Annotated in this window: 10 protein-coding genes; 6 read left to right on the top strand and 4 right to left on the bottom strand. The window is 63.5% G+C overall.

Annotated elements, in window-relative coordinates; all coding sequences use genetic code 11:
• The first annotated feature begins 5 nt into the window (after window positions 1-5).
• Genes arcA through arcC form a run of 3 tightly spaced genes read left to right on the top strand, consistent with a single transcriptional unit; the run spans window position 6 to window position 3,169 of the window.
• On the top strand, window positions 6-1,232 hold the full coding sequence (gene arcA, locus HUS57_RS09355; protein ID WP_173933038.1) for an arginine deiminase: 1,227 nt from the start codon (window positions 6-8) through the stop codon (window positions 1,230-1,232).
• 23 nt (window positions 1,233-1,255) lie between these two features.
• Window positions 1,256-2,257, top strand: a complete 1,002-nt coding sequence (gene argF, locus HUS57_RS09350; RefSeq protein WP_173933036.1) for an ornithine carbamoyltransferase — start codon at window positions 1,256-1,258, stop codon at window positions 2,255-2,257.
• Window positions 2,258-2,260: 3 nt separating this feature from the next.
• Window positions 2,261-3,169 (top strand): carbamate kinase, encoded by a 909-nt coding sequence (arcC, locus tag HUS57_RS09345; RefSeq protein WP_173933034.1) that lies wholly within the window; start codon window positions 2,261-2,263, stop codon window positions 3,167-3,169.
• Between the two features lie 54 nt (window positions 3,170-3,223).
• Here arcC and HUS57_RS09340 read toward each other — a convergent pair whose 3' ends face one another.
• Complete coding sequence (locus HUS57_RS09340; RefSeq protein ID WP_173933032.1) at window positions 3,224-4,066, bottom strand: universal stress protein; 843 nt, start codon at window positions 4,064-4,066, stop codon at window positions 3,224-3,226.
• Window positions 4,067-4,092: 26 nt separating this feature from the next.
• Window positions 4,093-4,422 (bottom strand): cytochrome c, encoded by a 330-nt coding sequence (locus HUS57_RS09335; protein WP_173933030.1) that lies wholly within the window; start codon window positions 4,420-4,422, stop codon window positions 4,093-4,095.
• Between the two features lie 260 nt (window positions 4,423-4,682).
• On the opposite strand from HUS57_RS09335, the gene HUS57_RS09330 reads away from it, so the two are divergent.
• From HUS57_RS09330 to glgP, 3 genes are read left to right on the top strand one after another with little or no spacing between them, the layout of a single operon-like run.
• Window positions 4,683-7,088: a phosphoketolase family protein gene (locus HUS57_RS09330; protein ID WP_173933028.1), complete on the top strand. Its 2,406-nt coding sequence runs from the start codon at window positions 4,683-4,685 to the stop codon at window positions 7,086-7,088.
• Window positions 7,088-8,260, top strand: coding sequence for an acetate/propionate family kinase (locus HUS57_RS09325; protein ID WP_173933026.1), 1,173 nt, complete (start codon window positions 7,088-7,090; stop codon window positions 8,258-8,260). Before HUS57_RS09330 ends, HUS57_RS09325 begins: the two co-directional genes overlap by 1 nt.
• 53 nt (window positions 8,261-8,313) lie before the next feature.
• Entirely contained in the window at window positions 8,314-9,999 is a 1,686-nt protein-coding gene (glgP, locus tag HUS57_RS09320; RefSeq protein WP_173933024.1) for an alpha-glucan family phosphorylase, read from the top strand.
• Here glgP and HUS57_RS09315 read toward each other — a convergent pair.
• Entirely contained in the window at window positions 9,987-10,685 is a 699-nt protein-coding gene (locus HUS57_RS09315) for a CBS domain-containing protein (protein ID WP_173933022.1), read from the bottom strand. The genes glgP and HUS57_RS09315 overlap by 13 nt on opposite strands.
• 121 nt (window positions 10,686-10,806) lie before the next feature.
• Window positions 10,807-13,449 (bottom strand): HAD-IC family P-type ATPase, encoded by a 2,643-nt coding sequence (locus HUS57_RS09310; protein ID WP_173933020.1) that lies wholly within the window; start codon window positions 13,447-13,449, stop codon window positions 10,807-10,809.
• Window positions 13,450-13,459: the final 10 nt, after the last annotated feature.

The raw sequence follows: 13,459 nt of genomic DNA, 5'->3' as shown, positions 1-13,459 counted from the left end.
CCGACATGTCCCTTGTCTACGGAGTGCACTCGGAAGTGGGCAAGCTGCGCCGCGTCATGGTGCATAGGCCCGGGACGGCGCTGGCGCGCCTGACGCCGACCAACTGCCACGAACTCCTGTTCGACGACGTGATCTGGGTAAAGCAGGCCCGCGTCGAGCACATGACCTTCGTCGACGCCATGCGCTATCGCGGCGTGGAGGTGGTGTTCCTGCGCGAAATGCTGACGGAGACCATGCGCATCCCGGAGGCACGGCGCTGGCTGCTCGACCGGCGCGTCAATGACAATACGGTCGGCATCGGCCTTGCCGACGATCTGCATGCTCACCTGATGGAGATCGATGCCGATGCGCTGTCAAGCATCCTCGTCGGCGGGTTGAGCAAGGCCGAGCTGCCGGTGAAGACCAACAGTGTCGTTGCCTCAGTTCTGACGCCGGAGGATTTCATCCTGCCGCCGCTGCCCAATCACATATTCACCCGCGACACGACTTGCTGGATCTATGAGGGCGTGACGCTCAATCCCATGCGGTGGAACGCGCGGCAGCTCGAGACGGTGAACATCGCCGCGATCTACCGCTTCCATCCGGATTTCCGCGACGCCGGATTTCCCGTCTGGTTCGGCGACCCCGACCGCAGCTTCGGCGCCGCCACGGCGGAAGGCGGCGACGTGATGCCCATCGGCAACCGCGCGGTTCTGATCGGCATGGGCGAGCGCACGACGGCCCATGCCGTGGGCCAGATCGCGCGCTCCCTCTTCGCCCACGGAGCCGCCGAGCGTGTCATCGCCTGCAAGCTGCCCAGGGAGCGGGCGAGCATGCATCTGGACACGGTTTTCACCTTCTGCGATCGCGACCTCGTCACCGTCTTTGCCGAAGTGGTGAACGGTATCGAGGCTTATTCCCTCCGCCCCGGCGAAAAGCCAGGCACGGTGGACGTCCGCGTCGAGGAACAGCCACTGACCGAGGTGGTGGCCGGCGCACTCGGTCTTCAGAAGTTGCGCGTCGTGGAGACGGGCGGCGATGCCTACGTCCAGGAGCGCGAGCAGTGGGATGACGGCAATAACGTCGTCGCGCTCGAGCCAGGCGTCGTCGTCGGCTACGACCGCAACGTTTACACCAACACGCTTTTGAGAAAAGCCGGTGTCGAGGTCATCACCGTCCCCGGCGCCGAGCTCGGACGCGGCCGCGGTGGCGGACATTGCATGACCTGCCCGCTCATCCGCGATCCCACCTGATCCCCAATCCAGAGGCCAAGACCATGCCCGTCAATCTCCACGGACGCAGTTTCCTGACGCTGCTCGACTTCACGCCGGACGAGCTCCGGTTCCTCCTGAAACTCTCTGCCTCGATGAAGCAGGCCAAATATGGCGGCTACGAACAGCAGCGCCTGAAGGGCAAGAACATCGCCCTCATCTTCGAAAAGGATTCCACGCGCACGCGAACCGGCTTCGAGGTCGCTGCGTACGATCAGGGCGCAAATGTCACCTATCTCGGGCCCACGGGAACCCAGATCGGCCACAAGGAATCGATGAAGGATACGGCGCGTGTGCTCGGCCGTCTTTACGACGCGATCGAGTATCGCGGCTTCGGGCAGGATCTTGCCGAAGAGCTTGCCCGCCATGCCAGCGTGCCGGTCTACAACGGCCTGACCGACGCGTTCCATCCGACACAGATCCTGGCCGATTTCCTGACCATGCGCGAATACACGCGCAAGCACCTGTCGGCCGTGTCCTTCGCCTTCCTGGGCGATGCCGGGAACAATATGGGCAACTCGCTCATGGTCGGTGCGGCGCTCATCGGCATGGATATGCGGCTTTGCGGACCGGAACAATATTGGCCCGATCCGCAGCTGATCGACCAGTGCCGCGAGATCGCGGCGCGCACTGGCGCCAGGATTACGCTCACCGAGGACATCGAGCAGGCCGCGAAGGGGTGCGACTATGTATATACGGACGTCTGGGTCTCCATGGGCGAGCCGCAATCGGTCTGGGCCGAGCGCATCGAACGGCTGACGAAATACCGCGTCACCTCCGAAGTCATGGAGGCGACGGGCAACCCGCACGCGAAGTTCATGCACTGCCTGCCCGCCTTCCATAACCGCGAGACCAAGATGGGCGAGAAGATCTTCGAGGAATTCGGCATCGACTGCATGGAGGTGACGGAGGAGGTGTTCGAATCCCCCGCCTCGGTCGTCTTCGAGCAGGCGGAAAACCGCATGCACACGATCAAGGCCGTCCTCGTGGCGACGATCGGGGGGTGAAAGATGCTTGTCGTCATCGCCCTTGGCGGCAACGCGCTGCTTAAGCGCGGAGAGCCGCCGACGGCCGGGAACCAGCGCGCCAATGTGAAGCGCGCGGCGGCGGCCATAGCGGAGGTCGTGCGGGCCGGCCATCGCGTCGTGGTCTGCCACGGCAACGGGCCGCAGGTGGGTCTCCTCGCGTTGCAATCGGCCGCCTACAAGCCCGACGAGGCCTATCCGCTAGACGTGCTGGGCGCCGAGACGGAAGGCATGATCGGCTATCTCATCGAGCAGGAGCTTGAAAACGCGCTTCCCGACGGTCCGCGCGTCGCGACCCTTCTGACGCAGGTCGAGGTAGATCCTTCCGATCCTGCCTTCAAACGCCCGACCAAGCCGGTCGGGCCGGTGTATGAACGGCAGGAAGCGGAACATCTTGCAAAGGCACGCGGCTGGGAGATCGCGCCGGACGGTGACAAGTATCGCCGGGTCGTGGCTTCACCGCTCCCGATGCACATCCCCGACGTTTCGGTGATCAGGTTGCTGCTTGAGCAGAATGTGATCGTCGTTTGCGCCGGCGGCGGAGGCATTCCGGTCGTCCGCCGTCCCGACGGTGGCCTGATGGGGGTGGAAGCGGTAATCGACAAGGACCGGTCGGCAGAACTCCTGGCGCAAGACCTGGGCGCCGACGCCCTGCTGATGCTGACAGATGTCGATGCGGTCTATCGGGACTGGAGCGGGCCGAACCAAACTGCAATCCGCACAGCCGCACCGAGCGAGCTCGATCCGGGAGACTTCCCGGCCGGCTCGATGCGGCCGAAGGTCGAGGCAGCGAAAGCCTTTGTCGGGGCGACCGGCGGCATCGCCGGCATTGGCGCGCTCGAGGATGCGCTCGCCATTCTGGAATGCCATGCAGGGACCGTGGTTACCCGATGAGAGGATCGTTTCGAGGAGCATGGCGGGCGCCTGGGAGGCGCCCGCCGGTTTGCCTCAGTGCGCCATGAAAAGCGGCACGGGAACGTCGTCCAGCAGCGAACGCGTCACACCGCCGAGGATCGCCTGTCGGAAGCGTGAATGCACGAATGCGCCCATGACGACCATGTCAATGGACTCGTCCTTCACGAATTTGCGCAACCTTGCCGAGGCATCATCGTCGATCGCCGAAAGTGTCTCCAGGTGCGGCTCGTAAACGCCGTGCTGAAGAAGGTGAGTGGCAAGGTCAGCCCCCGGCGCCATACGCGAGAGATCCTTTTCGCCCGTGACGGTGACGACGAAAACGGCTCCTGCCTGCTTGAGGAACGGCAGGGCGTCGGCCACCGCCCGTGCCGAGCGGGCGCTGCCGTCCCAAGCGATGGCAATGCGCCTGGGCTCGGCATTCCCACCGGCCCTCGGTATGACCAGCACGGGTCGGCCGCTGTCGAAGAGGACATCTTCGATCGCGGCGCGTTGGGCGTTGTCCTCGGGCTCGGCGGAATCGAGGATGGTGACGTCGTTCACGCGCGCCAGGCGCACCAGACGACCGGTTCTGGGTTCAAGCGGCGAGAGCGTGTGCTCGGCGATGCACGAGACTCCGGCCTTGCTGACGAGCTCCGACGCACTGCGTGCGGATCGATGGGTGATCTCCTCGAGACGTCCGATCTCGCTCTTGAGGATGGCGGACGCGGATCCGCCGGTGCGTGTGACAGGCACATAGAAGGCGGGGGGCAGGGCGCAGACGGTGAGACAGGCACCGTGCTTTTTTGCGAGAGCAATGGCGAATTCAAGCGCCGGCGTGGCCGAGAAATCGTCCTTCGCGGCTACGCCCACGAGAATGCATTTTACTTGTTCGGTCATGGTTCTGGTTCCTTGGTTGCCCGCCGTCAGTCCTGAATCGACTCGATGTAGGCGATGATGGCGGCGATCTGGTCGGGGTCAGCCACGAATTCCGGCATGTCTGGGTGGCCGACATAGATGCCTTCGGCAAAGGCTTCTTCGAGAGCATCGATCGGGTAGCGCTCCCAGAGCGTGTGAAGTGCCGGCGCTTCCGGGTGCTTGCTGACGTCGGTCCGAGTTACCGCATGGCAACGCGAACAGTTCGCCTCAACGAGGGCTCGGCCGCGTACGATCTCGGCGTTCTCGGCCATTGCAGGCGTTGCAATGCTCGCCAGAAGCAGAGCCGCGGCGGTTGTGGTTCGGAGCTTCCGTTGCATTGCGGTGCACGCCTCTTTGTTCCCGCGTAAATTCGCAGATGAGCGCAGCCGCGCCTTGACCCGCGTCAAACAGAAACAAATTTGCGATCGCCGCGTGTTCCGGGCGGCCGCCTCAGTGTTCGCTCTCCTCGCGCGTCTCGAATCTGAAGTGCGCGTTGACACCGATCAACGTCTCCTCCGGGCGGACGTGGCATGTCTTTTCGCGAAAGCCTTTTCGTTCCGTGCCGCTGCCCCAGATTTCTGCCGTGAGGAGTATTCAAATGGATGTTGCCAAGACCGACGGCGAAACAGGGCCGGGCTTATCGGAGTTTGAAGCGATCGACCGTTATTGGAGAGCGGCAAACTATATCTCGGTGGGCCAGATCTATCTCATGGCCAACCCGCTGCTCCGCGAGCCGTTCAGGGCCGAGCATGTCAAGCCTCGGCTTCTGGGGCATTGGGGAACGACGCCGGGTTTGAACTTCGTCTACGTCCACCTGAACCGGGTCATCCGTACGCGCGACCTGAACGTGATCTATGTCTGCGGTCCGGGGCACGGCGGCCCCGCGATGGTGGCCAACACCTATCTCGAAGGGACATACAGCGAAATCTATCCGGATGTGCCTCAGGATGAACAAGGGCTGAGAAAGCTCTTCCGCCAGTTCTCGTTTCCCGGCGGGGTGCCCAGCCACGCGGCCCCGGAAACCCCGGGTTCGATCCACGAAGGCGGGGAACTCGGCTACGCGCTCGCGCACGCCTACGGCGCCGCTTTCGACAATCCCGACCTGCTGGTTGCGTGCGTGGTCGGCGACGGCGAGGCGGAAACCGGACCCACCGCCGCGGCGTGGCATTCCAACAAGTTCCTCAACCCGGCGCGAGATGGTGCCGTTCTGCCTATTCTCCACTTGAACGGCTACAAGATCGCCAATCCCACGATCTTTGGCCGGATGGACGATGAGGAACTGCGCGCTCTCTTCACCGGCGATGGATATGAGCCGTTCTTCGTGGAAGGCAGCGAGCCCGCCGAAATGCACAAGCTGATGGCCCGCACGCTTGACACGGCGCTCGACCGCATCTCCGCCATTCAGCGGCAGGCGCGCGACCCCGAATGGCTGGGAGAGCGCCCGCGCTGGCCGATGATCGTGCTGCGCAGCCCAAAGGGCTGGACAGGCCCGAAGGAAGTTGACGGCAAGAAGGTCGAGGACTTCTGGCGTTCGCACCAGGTGCCGGTTGCCAACGCACGAGGCAATGAAGCGCATCGGCGCCTGCTTGAAGACTGGATGCGGGCCTACAAGCCGGAGGAACTGTTCGACGAGAGCGGGCGCCTTCGGCCGGAACTTGCGGCTCTCGCGCCTTCGGGAAACAAGCGCATGGGCGCCAATCCCCATGCCAATGGCGGGCTTCTGAAGCGCGACCTCGTCCTGCCGGACTGGAAGACGTACTCTATCGACACTCCGCAGCCGGGAGGGGTGAAGGCCGAGGCGACACGCGTGATGGGCACCTATCTGCGCGACGTGATGAAGCTGAATGCGGACAATTTCAGATTGATGGGACCTGACGAGACATCGTCCAACCGGCTCGATGCGGTCTTCGATGTCACCGATCGTGTCTGGATGGAGAGGATCGAGCCTTATGACGTGCATCTGGCGCGCGACGGGCGCGTCATGGAAATCCTGAGTGAACATCTCTGCCAGGGCTGGCTGGAGGGATACCTGCTCACAGGCCGCCACGGGCTCTTCTCCTGCTATGAAGCCTTCATCCACATCGTGGATTCCATGGTCAACCAGCACGCCAAATGGGTGAAAGTCTCGCGCGAGCTCCCCTGGCGCAAGCCGATCGCATCGCTCAATTACCTGCTCACCTCCCATGTCTGGAGGCAGGACCACAACGGCTTCAGCCATCAGGATCCCGGGTTCGCCGATTTCGTCGCCAACAAGAAGGCGGATACGATCCGCCTCTACTTCCCGCCCGACGCGAACACCCTTTTGTGGGTGACCGACCATTGCCTCAAGACCTACAACCGCATCAATGTGATCACCGCCGGCAAGCAGCCGGCGCCGCAATGGCTGAGCGCCGATGAGGCCGAGATCCACTGCAGGGCAGGGGCGGGCACCTGGGAATGGGCGGGGACGGTGGCTCGGGACGAGGAACCGGATGTGGTCATGGCCTGCGCCGGCGACGTGCCGACGCTGGAAACGCTGGCGGCCGTGGACATCCTGCGCTCCGCCTTCCCCGACCTGAAAATCCGCGTCGTCAATGTGGTCGACCTGATGACGCTGCAGTCGGCGAGCGAGCATCCGCATGGTCTCGACGACCAAGCGTTCGATGCACTGTTCACAAGGGATAAGCCGGTGATCTTCGCCTATCACGGCTATCCGTATCTCATCCACCGCTTGACCTACAAACGTGCCAACCACGACAACATCCATGTGCACGGCTTCCGCGAGGAAGGCACGACCACCACGCCCTTCGACATGGTGGTGATGAATTCGCTCGATCGGTTCCATCTCGCCATGGCCGCCGCCACCCGCGTGACGCGGCTGGGTGGCAAGGCGGGCGAACTGGTCGCACGGCTCAACGACAAGCTCGCCGAGCACGCCGCCTATATCCGTGAGCACGGCGAAGACATGCCCGAGATCCGCGATTGGGGGTGGCACTATAAGACGGCCGCCGAAGCCGGTGATTGATGCCGAGTGCCATCCTCGCTCTCAATGCCGGCTCCTCGAGCCTCAAGTTTGGTCTCTACGAGGCTGGCTCTTCAGGAGTACCGCGCTCCATGGCCCGTGGCGCAGTCGGCCTTGGCAACGTGCGCAGCCTGACCGCCAAGGGCCCGGATGGGAAAACGCTTCTGGAGAAGGAGTTGCCGGGCAGGGGCCTTGAAGATGCGATCGGCGAATTGCTCCGTTGGGCCGACAGTTGGACCGGTCAGGGACTTGTTGCGGCCGGCCACCGCATCGTCCACGGCGGCAGCCGGTTCAGCGAGCCGGTACCGCTGACGCCGCAGGTGATCGACGAAGTGGAGAAGCTGACGCCCCTTGCGCCGCTCCATCAGCCGCGCAGCATCGCCCCTATCCGTGCCCTTACTGCCTTGCGACCGCTTTTGCCGCAGGTCGGCTGCTTTGACACGGCTTTTCACGGAACGATCGAGGCCACGGTCAGGCGCTACGCCCTGCCTCGGCGCTACGAGGCTATGGGAATCCAGAGTTACGGATTTCACGGCCTTTCCTACGAATATATCGCATCTCGCCTGCGGCAGGCGTCTCCGGAGCTCGCGGCAGGACGGGTCATTGTCGCGCATCTTGGAAACGGCGCGAGCCTATGCGCCCTGCACGACGGCAACAGCGTCGACACCACCATGGGATTTTCCGCGCTCGACGGCCTGGTGATGGGCACGCGCTGCGGTGCGATCGATCCGGGCGTGCTCCTTTACCTCCTTCAGGAGGAGGGATTTTCTCCCGCGGAGCTTCAGCATGTGCTTTACGAGGAGTCCGGCCTTTTGGGGGTTTCCGGTATCTCGAGCGACGTGCGGACGCTTTCGGAAAGCCGCGATCCGCGCGCCCGCGAAGCGCTTGAGCTCTTCGCCTTCCGCGCGGCGCGGGAGGCGGCGGCACTGGCCAGTACGATGGGCGGTCTCGACGGCCTGGTGTTCACCGCAGGAATAGGCGAGCACTCGGCCTCGATCCGCTCGGCCATCTGCTCACGTCTGACATGGCTCGGCGCAAGGATCGATCACGGCGCCAACGAAACCCATGCGGAGCGGATCAGCGCTGTTGACAGCCCGGTCGACGTATACGTGATCCCGACCGACGAGGAAGTGGTGATCGCACGCCATGTCCTGTCAGCGGTCGGGAAGGTTTAGTCTCGCGGCGGCGCATGCCGGCGACGACCGGTCCCATGAAGGAACAGAAGGCCATGGACACTCTCCAACAGTTTCTGAGGCACACCAGCATTGCCTACTTTTCCATGGAGATTGCCCTCCGGCCGGAGATGCGGACGTATAGCGGGGGCCTCGGCATACTTGCCGGCGACTGCGCCCGGTCATCCGCCGATCTCGACTTGCCGCTCGTGTTCGTCACGCTTGTGTCGCACGAGGGCTATCTGCGGCAGAAGATAGGAAGCGCAGGGGAGCAGGTCGACCATGCGGATCCATGGCGCGTGGAAGACTGGGCCACGCAGCTGGATTTTATGGCGGCCGTCGATATCGAGGGGCGTTCCGTCTGGGTGAGGCCATGGCTCTACGTCGTCTCCTGCCCGCTCGGCGGGCGGATCCCTGTCCTTCTCCTCGATACGAGACTCGAGCAGAACCGTCCGGAAGATCGAAGCATAACGGACCGTCTCTATGGCGGTGATGCCGCCTACCGTCTCAAGCAGGAAATCGTGCTTGGGGTCGGCGGTGCTCGAATTCTCGAAGGACTCGGCTTCGAGATCAGGAAATTTCACCTCAATGAAGGCCATGCTTCCCTACTTACCCTCCACCTTCTCGCCAAGCAGACCGGAAGCGATGTGCCGTTGCAGGGGCGACTGGATAAGGTCCGCGAAGCCTGCGTGTTCACGACCCACACGCCGGTCGAAGCCGGCCATGACAGGTTCTCCTATGGCGAGGTAGAGCGAATCCTGGGGCATGGCGGGTTGGTAGACCCCGACTTGCTCAAGCAGTTGGGCGGCAAGGACGAGCTCAACATGACGCTCCTCGCGCTCAACCTCAGCCGGCATGTGAATGGTGTGGCGGAAGTCCATGCCGAGACGACCCGCCTTATGTTCCCAGGCTACCAGGTGGGCGCGGTCACCAACGGGGTTCATGTCCCGACATGGGCGCATCCATCGTTCGCGGAACTGTTCCAGGGCATTCTTTCGAGCTGGGCCCATCAGCCGGAGCGGCTGACACGCTGCGAGCAACTGCCCGACGAGGCGATCTGGAACGCGCATCAAAGGGCGAAGAGGGGTCTCGTCGCCGCGGTGGCGAAGGCGACCGGCCAAATGCTTGATGAGGAGCGGCCGATCATCGCGTTCGCTCGCCGAATGACCGGGTATAAGCGGCCTCATCTCATCTTCACTGACCTCGATCGGCTTCGCGAAATCAATCGGCGCTATCCCTTCCAGATCGTCATGGGCGGCAAGGCGCACCCGCAGGATCAGGAAGGCAAGGCGCTGATCGCCGAGATCCATCGCCATATCCGTGAACTGGCGCCGGAGCTCCCGGCTGCCTTCGTTCCGAATTACGACATGGAGCTGGCCCGGCTCTTTGTTTCGGGCGCGGATGTGTGGCTGAACACGCCGATGCCGCCACTGGAAGCGTCCGGCACCAGCGGAATGAAGGCAGCGCTCAACGGCGTGCTCAACTTGAGCGTTCTCGACGGTTGGTGGAGTGAAGGATGGGTCGAAGGCGTTACTGGGTGGGCCATCGGAGAGGGAGGCCAGCCTGCCAAGGAACATGCATCCGCCTGCCTGGACAAGCTCGAACGGACCGTTCTGCCGCTCTTCTACGAAAACCGCCCGCGCTGGATCTGGATGATGAAGCAGTCCATCTCGAAGATCGGCTCCTACTTCAACAGCCAGCGCATGATGCGACGCTATGGAAGCGAGGTCTATCTGAGCTGACGACCCTGCCGGTCACGATCGATGATCTCGGTGCCAGGCGCAATCGCCACATCGAGTACTATCCCGGCGACGCCGCGCACACCCTCTGCCAATGCGGCCAGCGCCTGGCGCTCGGCTTCGGACCCTACCGAGCCCCGCAGGCGAACCGTTCCCGCTTTGACTTTGACTTCGATCTGGTCATCACCAAGCCCGAGATCCTGATTCAACCGCGCGCGAACACTCCGCTCGATCGCCGCGTCGCCAGGCGCCGTGGCATCCTTGGGCGCCGAACAGATCAATTTGAGGAGGTCGCGGCGGGAGACGATGCCTACGACGCGATCCCCGCGGAGCACCGGAACCCGCTTGATCCCGTGCCTGGCCATGACCTCGGCTATGTGGTCGGCGGACGCATCCTCGGTCACAGCCACCACGTCCGGCGACATGACATGGCCGACCTTCCAGCCGTGGCCATGAAGATAGCCTCGTGCCCTTGTCTCCGGGGGCAGTTCCTCGCCAGCCTTCACATTGCCCACTTCGCAACGACGAAGCAGGTCCCCCTCCGTGATGATTCCCACGAGCCGGCCATCGTCGGCAAGGACCGGCAGGCCGCTCAGATCATGGTCCAGCATGATCTGTGCAGCATGCTTGATGCTGTTCTCGGCGGACACCGTGACGCATCGGGTGGACATCAGGTCCTTGGCTCGCATTTTCGCCTCCGCGTATGGCTCCTTGCCCGGGCATGCCCGGTGATCCCGTGCACATTCGCAGAGAGGTGCGACCCGTGCCTTGATCCCGGTCAAGGCAACCCACAAGGCACTATCGCTGTGCTCAAGACGCCTTTGTGGCGAGACGTAGATGGTGCCTGCCGTCCCACATCTTCTCGAATTCCATGACGGCCAGGAGCGCGGATGCGGCCAGCAGGAGGGCGGCCCATTCGAAAAGGGAGACGGGTGCAACCTGCAACACGCCGCTCAGCCAGGGAATGTACATGGCTCCGATATGGAGTGCCTGCGCCGCGAGCACTCCAAGCACCAGGAGCGGGTTGGAGAGGAGCCGCTGGCGGAACACTGAATGATGCTCTGACCGGCTGTTGAAGGTCTGGAAATTCTCGAAGAGAACGAACAGAAGAAGGAGCAGATTGCGTGCCTCGGCCTCTCCGTAGCCCTGCTGGAGCAGCCAGTAAAACACAGCGAAACCGCCCAGTCCCATGACGAGGGTCGAATGCCAGATGCGGCGGATCATGACGCGATCGAAAATGGACTCGTTCGGACTGCGTGGCGGATAGGAAAGCTCGTCGCCTTCGGCTTTCTCCGCTGCCAGGGCGACGTCCTGGATACCGTTGGTCACGAGGTTCAGCCAAAGGAGTTGCACCGGCAGGAGCGGCATCGGCAGGCCCAGGGGAAAGGCGAGCAGGAACAGGACGACCTCGGCCGCGCCCGTCGAGACGAGCATGAAGACCACCTTACGGATATTCGCGTAGGCGACCCGCCCCTCCCGCACGCCGGCTACGATAGAGGCGAAATTGTCGTCAGTCAGGATGATATCGGCGCTCTCCTTTGCGACATCCGTGCCCTTGCGCCCCATCGCGACGCCGACATGGGCGTGCTTCAGCGCTGGCGCATCATTGACGCCATCTCCCGTCACCGCCACGAAATGTCCATTTCGCGCCAGCGAAAGAACGATCGACAGCTTCTGCGCCGGGTCGACGCGCGCATAGATGCGGGCTTTGCCGGTCAGGCGGTCGAGTGCATCCGGCCCTTCCGCTTCCGCCCGGCGAATGTCCTGGCCGGTCATCACCTGGTCGGGAGAGAACTGCAGGCCCGCATCCCGGGCAATTGCGCCTGCGGTTCCCGGATCGTCGCCCGTGACCATGACCACCTCGATGCCGGCTGCGTAGCAGTCGCGTATCGCGTCCGGCACTTCCGGCCGCACCGGGTCCTGCATGCCGGCGAAGCCAAGGAAGACAAGGTCGACGAGGTGGTGGTGGCCATATTGGCTTTCCGGCTCGGATGCGATCTCGCCTTCGGCGAAGGCGAGCACGCGCAGTCCGCGCGCGGCCATCTCCTCCTTCTGCCGGACGAGGGCTTCGCGGTCGATCGCAAAAGCGGAGCCGCCCGCGTTCATGCGGTCGCACATGGCGATCAGCGTTTCAGGAGCGCCTTTCACGAACACGCGGGTGCATGTCTTGCCTTCATGGAAGGAGGCCGCGAATTTCAGATCGGGCTCATAGGGGATGCGGGTGAGAAGAGGATAGGTCTGCGTCGCCTCTTCAAGCGCCACTCCGGCCTCATGCGCGGCGGCAAGCAGAGCGATATCGACCGTATCGCCATAACCCTTCCAGCCGTCGCCGTCCTGCACAAGACGCGCTTCATTGGGTAGGGCAGCCGCTTTCAGAAGAGGCGCGATCCGCTCCCTTCCTTGTTCCGTAAAGGCGTGGAGCGCGTCATCGGACTGCCCTCGGCCGTCTCCTTGCCTGAAGGCAACGCGTGTTCCGTCGGGCAGGCAGATATCGGTGACCGTCAGCTGGTTCATCGTCAGCGTGCCGGTCTTGTCCGTGGCGATCATCGTGCAGGAGCCGAGCGATTCGATCGCCGGCATCCTGCGCACGATGACGTTCGCGGACGCCATCCGCCGCATGCCGATCGCAAGGGCAACGGAGATCGCCACCGGCAGACCTTCCGGTATGGCCGATACGGCAAGACCGATGGCCATCAGAAAGAGGTCCGAGTACGGCATTGCCCTGATCAGGCCGACACCGACCAGGGCTGCAATCGCCACCACCACGGCGACGGCGATAATCCGGGAGAATTTTTCAAGCCGGATCATCAGCGGAGGCTGCGAGACCGATGGCTTGCCGATCTGCTCTGCAATCTTGCCGAGTTCAGTCGCTGTTCCGGTGGCTGTCACCAGCCCGCGTCCGCGTCCGCGCGTGACCATGCTTCCAGCAAAGGCTGTTGCGCGGCCCCTCGAGGCGACCTTTTTCACCGGTGCGGACTCACCGGTGAGCAGCGACTCATCGCACTGCAGATCCTCCGTCTGAAGAAGCTCCATATCGGCGGGCACGCGCGCGCCCGCCTCGAGCAGTACGAGGTCCCCGGGAACGAGCTGGCGCGCATCGATCTGGCGCGCCGTCCCATCGCGCAGGACCGTGGCGTGCGGCTCCTCCAGGTTGCGCAGAGCCGCCGCCGCCCGGCCTGCCGAATGTTCCTGCACCGCGCCGATGATGCCGTTGAGCAAAAGCACGGCGCCGATGAAGATCGCGTCTTTCAAGTCGCTCATAACCAGCGAGACGACAGCCGCCGCAAGCAGAATATAAATGAGCGGGCTCAGGAACTGGCGCAGGAAAACGCGCAGGAGAGATGCGGCCCTCGGTTGAGGCAGGGCGTTGGGCCCGAAGCGCGCCATGCGTTCGGCCGCTTGCGCGTCGCTCAATCCCGCCGTTGGCTGCCAAGGCGGCGTAACCACAGACATTTCTATGCCC

Origin of the sequence: Chelativorans sp. Marseille-P2723, assembly GCF_902809845.1 — a bacterium.
Classification (GTDB): Bacteria; Pseudomonadota; Alphaproteobacteria; order Rhizobiales; family Rhizobiaceae; genus Chelativorans.
Note: the sequence above shows the minus strand (reverse complement) of the source record. Positions and strands in the feature narration are given on the sequence as shown.

What these genes read in the sequence shown, in the direction of transcription:
- arcA (WP_173933038.1), top strand. Translation starts at nt 6, where the DNA reads ATGTCCCTTGTCTACGGAGTGCACTCGGAAGTGGGCAAGCTGCGCCGC.
- argF (WP_173933036.1), top strand. Translation starts at nt 1,256, where the DNA reads ATGCCCGTCAATCTCCACGGACGCAGTTTCCTGACGCTGCTCGACTTC.
- arcC (WP_173933034.1), top strand. Translation starts at nt 2,261, where the DNA reads ATGCTTGTCGTCATCGCCCTTGGCGGCAACGCGCTGCTTAAGCGCGGA.
- HUS57_RS09340 (WP_173933032.1), bottom strand. Translation starts at nt 4,066, where the DNA reads ATGACCGAACAAGTAAAATGCATTCTCGTGGGCGTAGCCGCGAAGGAC.
- HUS57_RS09335 (WP_173933030.1), bottom strand. Translation starts at nt 4,422, where the DNA reads ATGCAACGGAAGCTCCGAACCACAACCGCCGCGGCTCTGCTTCTGGCG.
- HUS57_RS09330 (WP_173933028.1), top strand. Translation starts at nt 4,683, where the DNA reads ATGGATGTTGCCAAGACCGACGGCGAAACAGGGCCGGGCTTATCGGAG.
- HUS57_RS09325 (WP_173933026.1), top strand. Translation starts at nt 7,088, where the DNA reads ATGCCGAGTGCCATCCTCGCTCTCAATGCCGGCTCCTCGAGCCTCAAG.
- glgP (WP_173933024.1), top strand. Translation starts at nt 8,314, where the DNA reads ATGGACACTCTCCAACAGTTTCTGAGGCACACCAGCATTGCCTACTTT.
- HUS57_RS09315 (WP_173933022.1), bottom strand. Translation starts at nt 10,685, where the DNA reads ATGCGAGCCAAGGACCTGATGTCCACCCGATGCGTCACGGTGTCCGCC.
- HUS57_RS09310 (WP_173933020.1), bottom strand. Translation starts at nt 13,449, where the DNA reads ATGTCTGTGGTTACGCCGCCTTGGCAGCCAACGGCGGGATTGAGCGAC.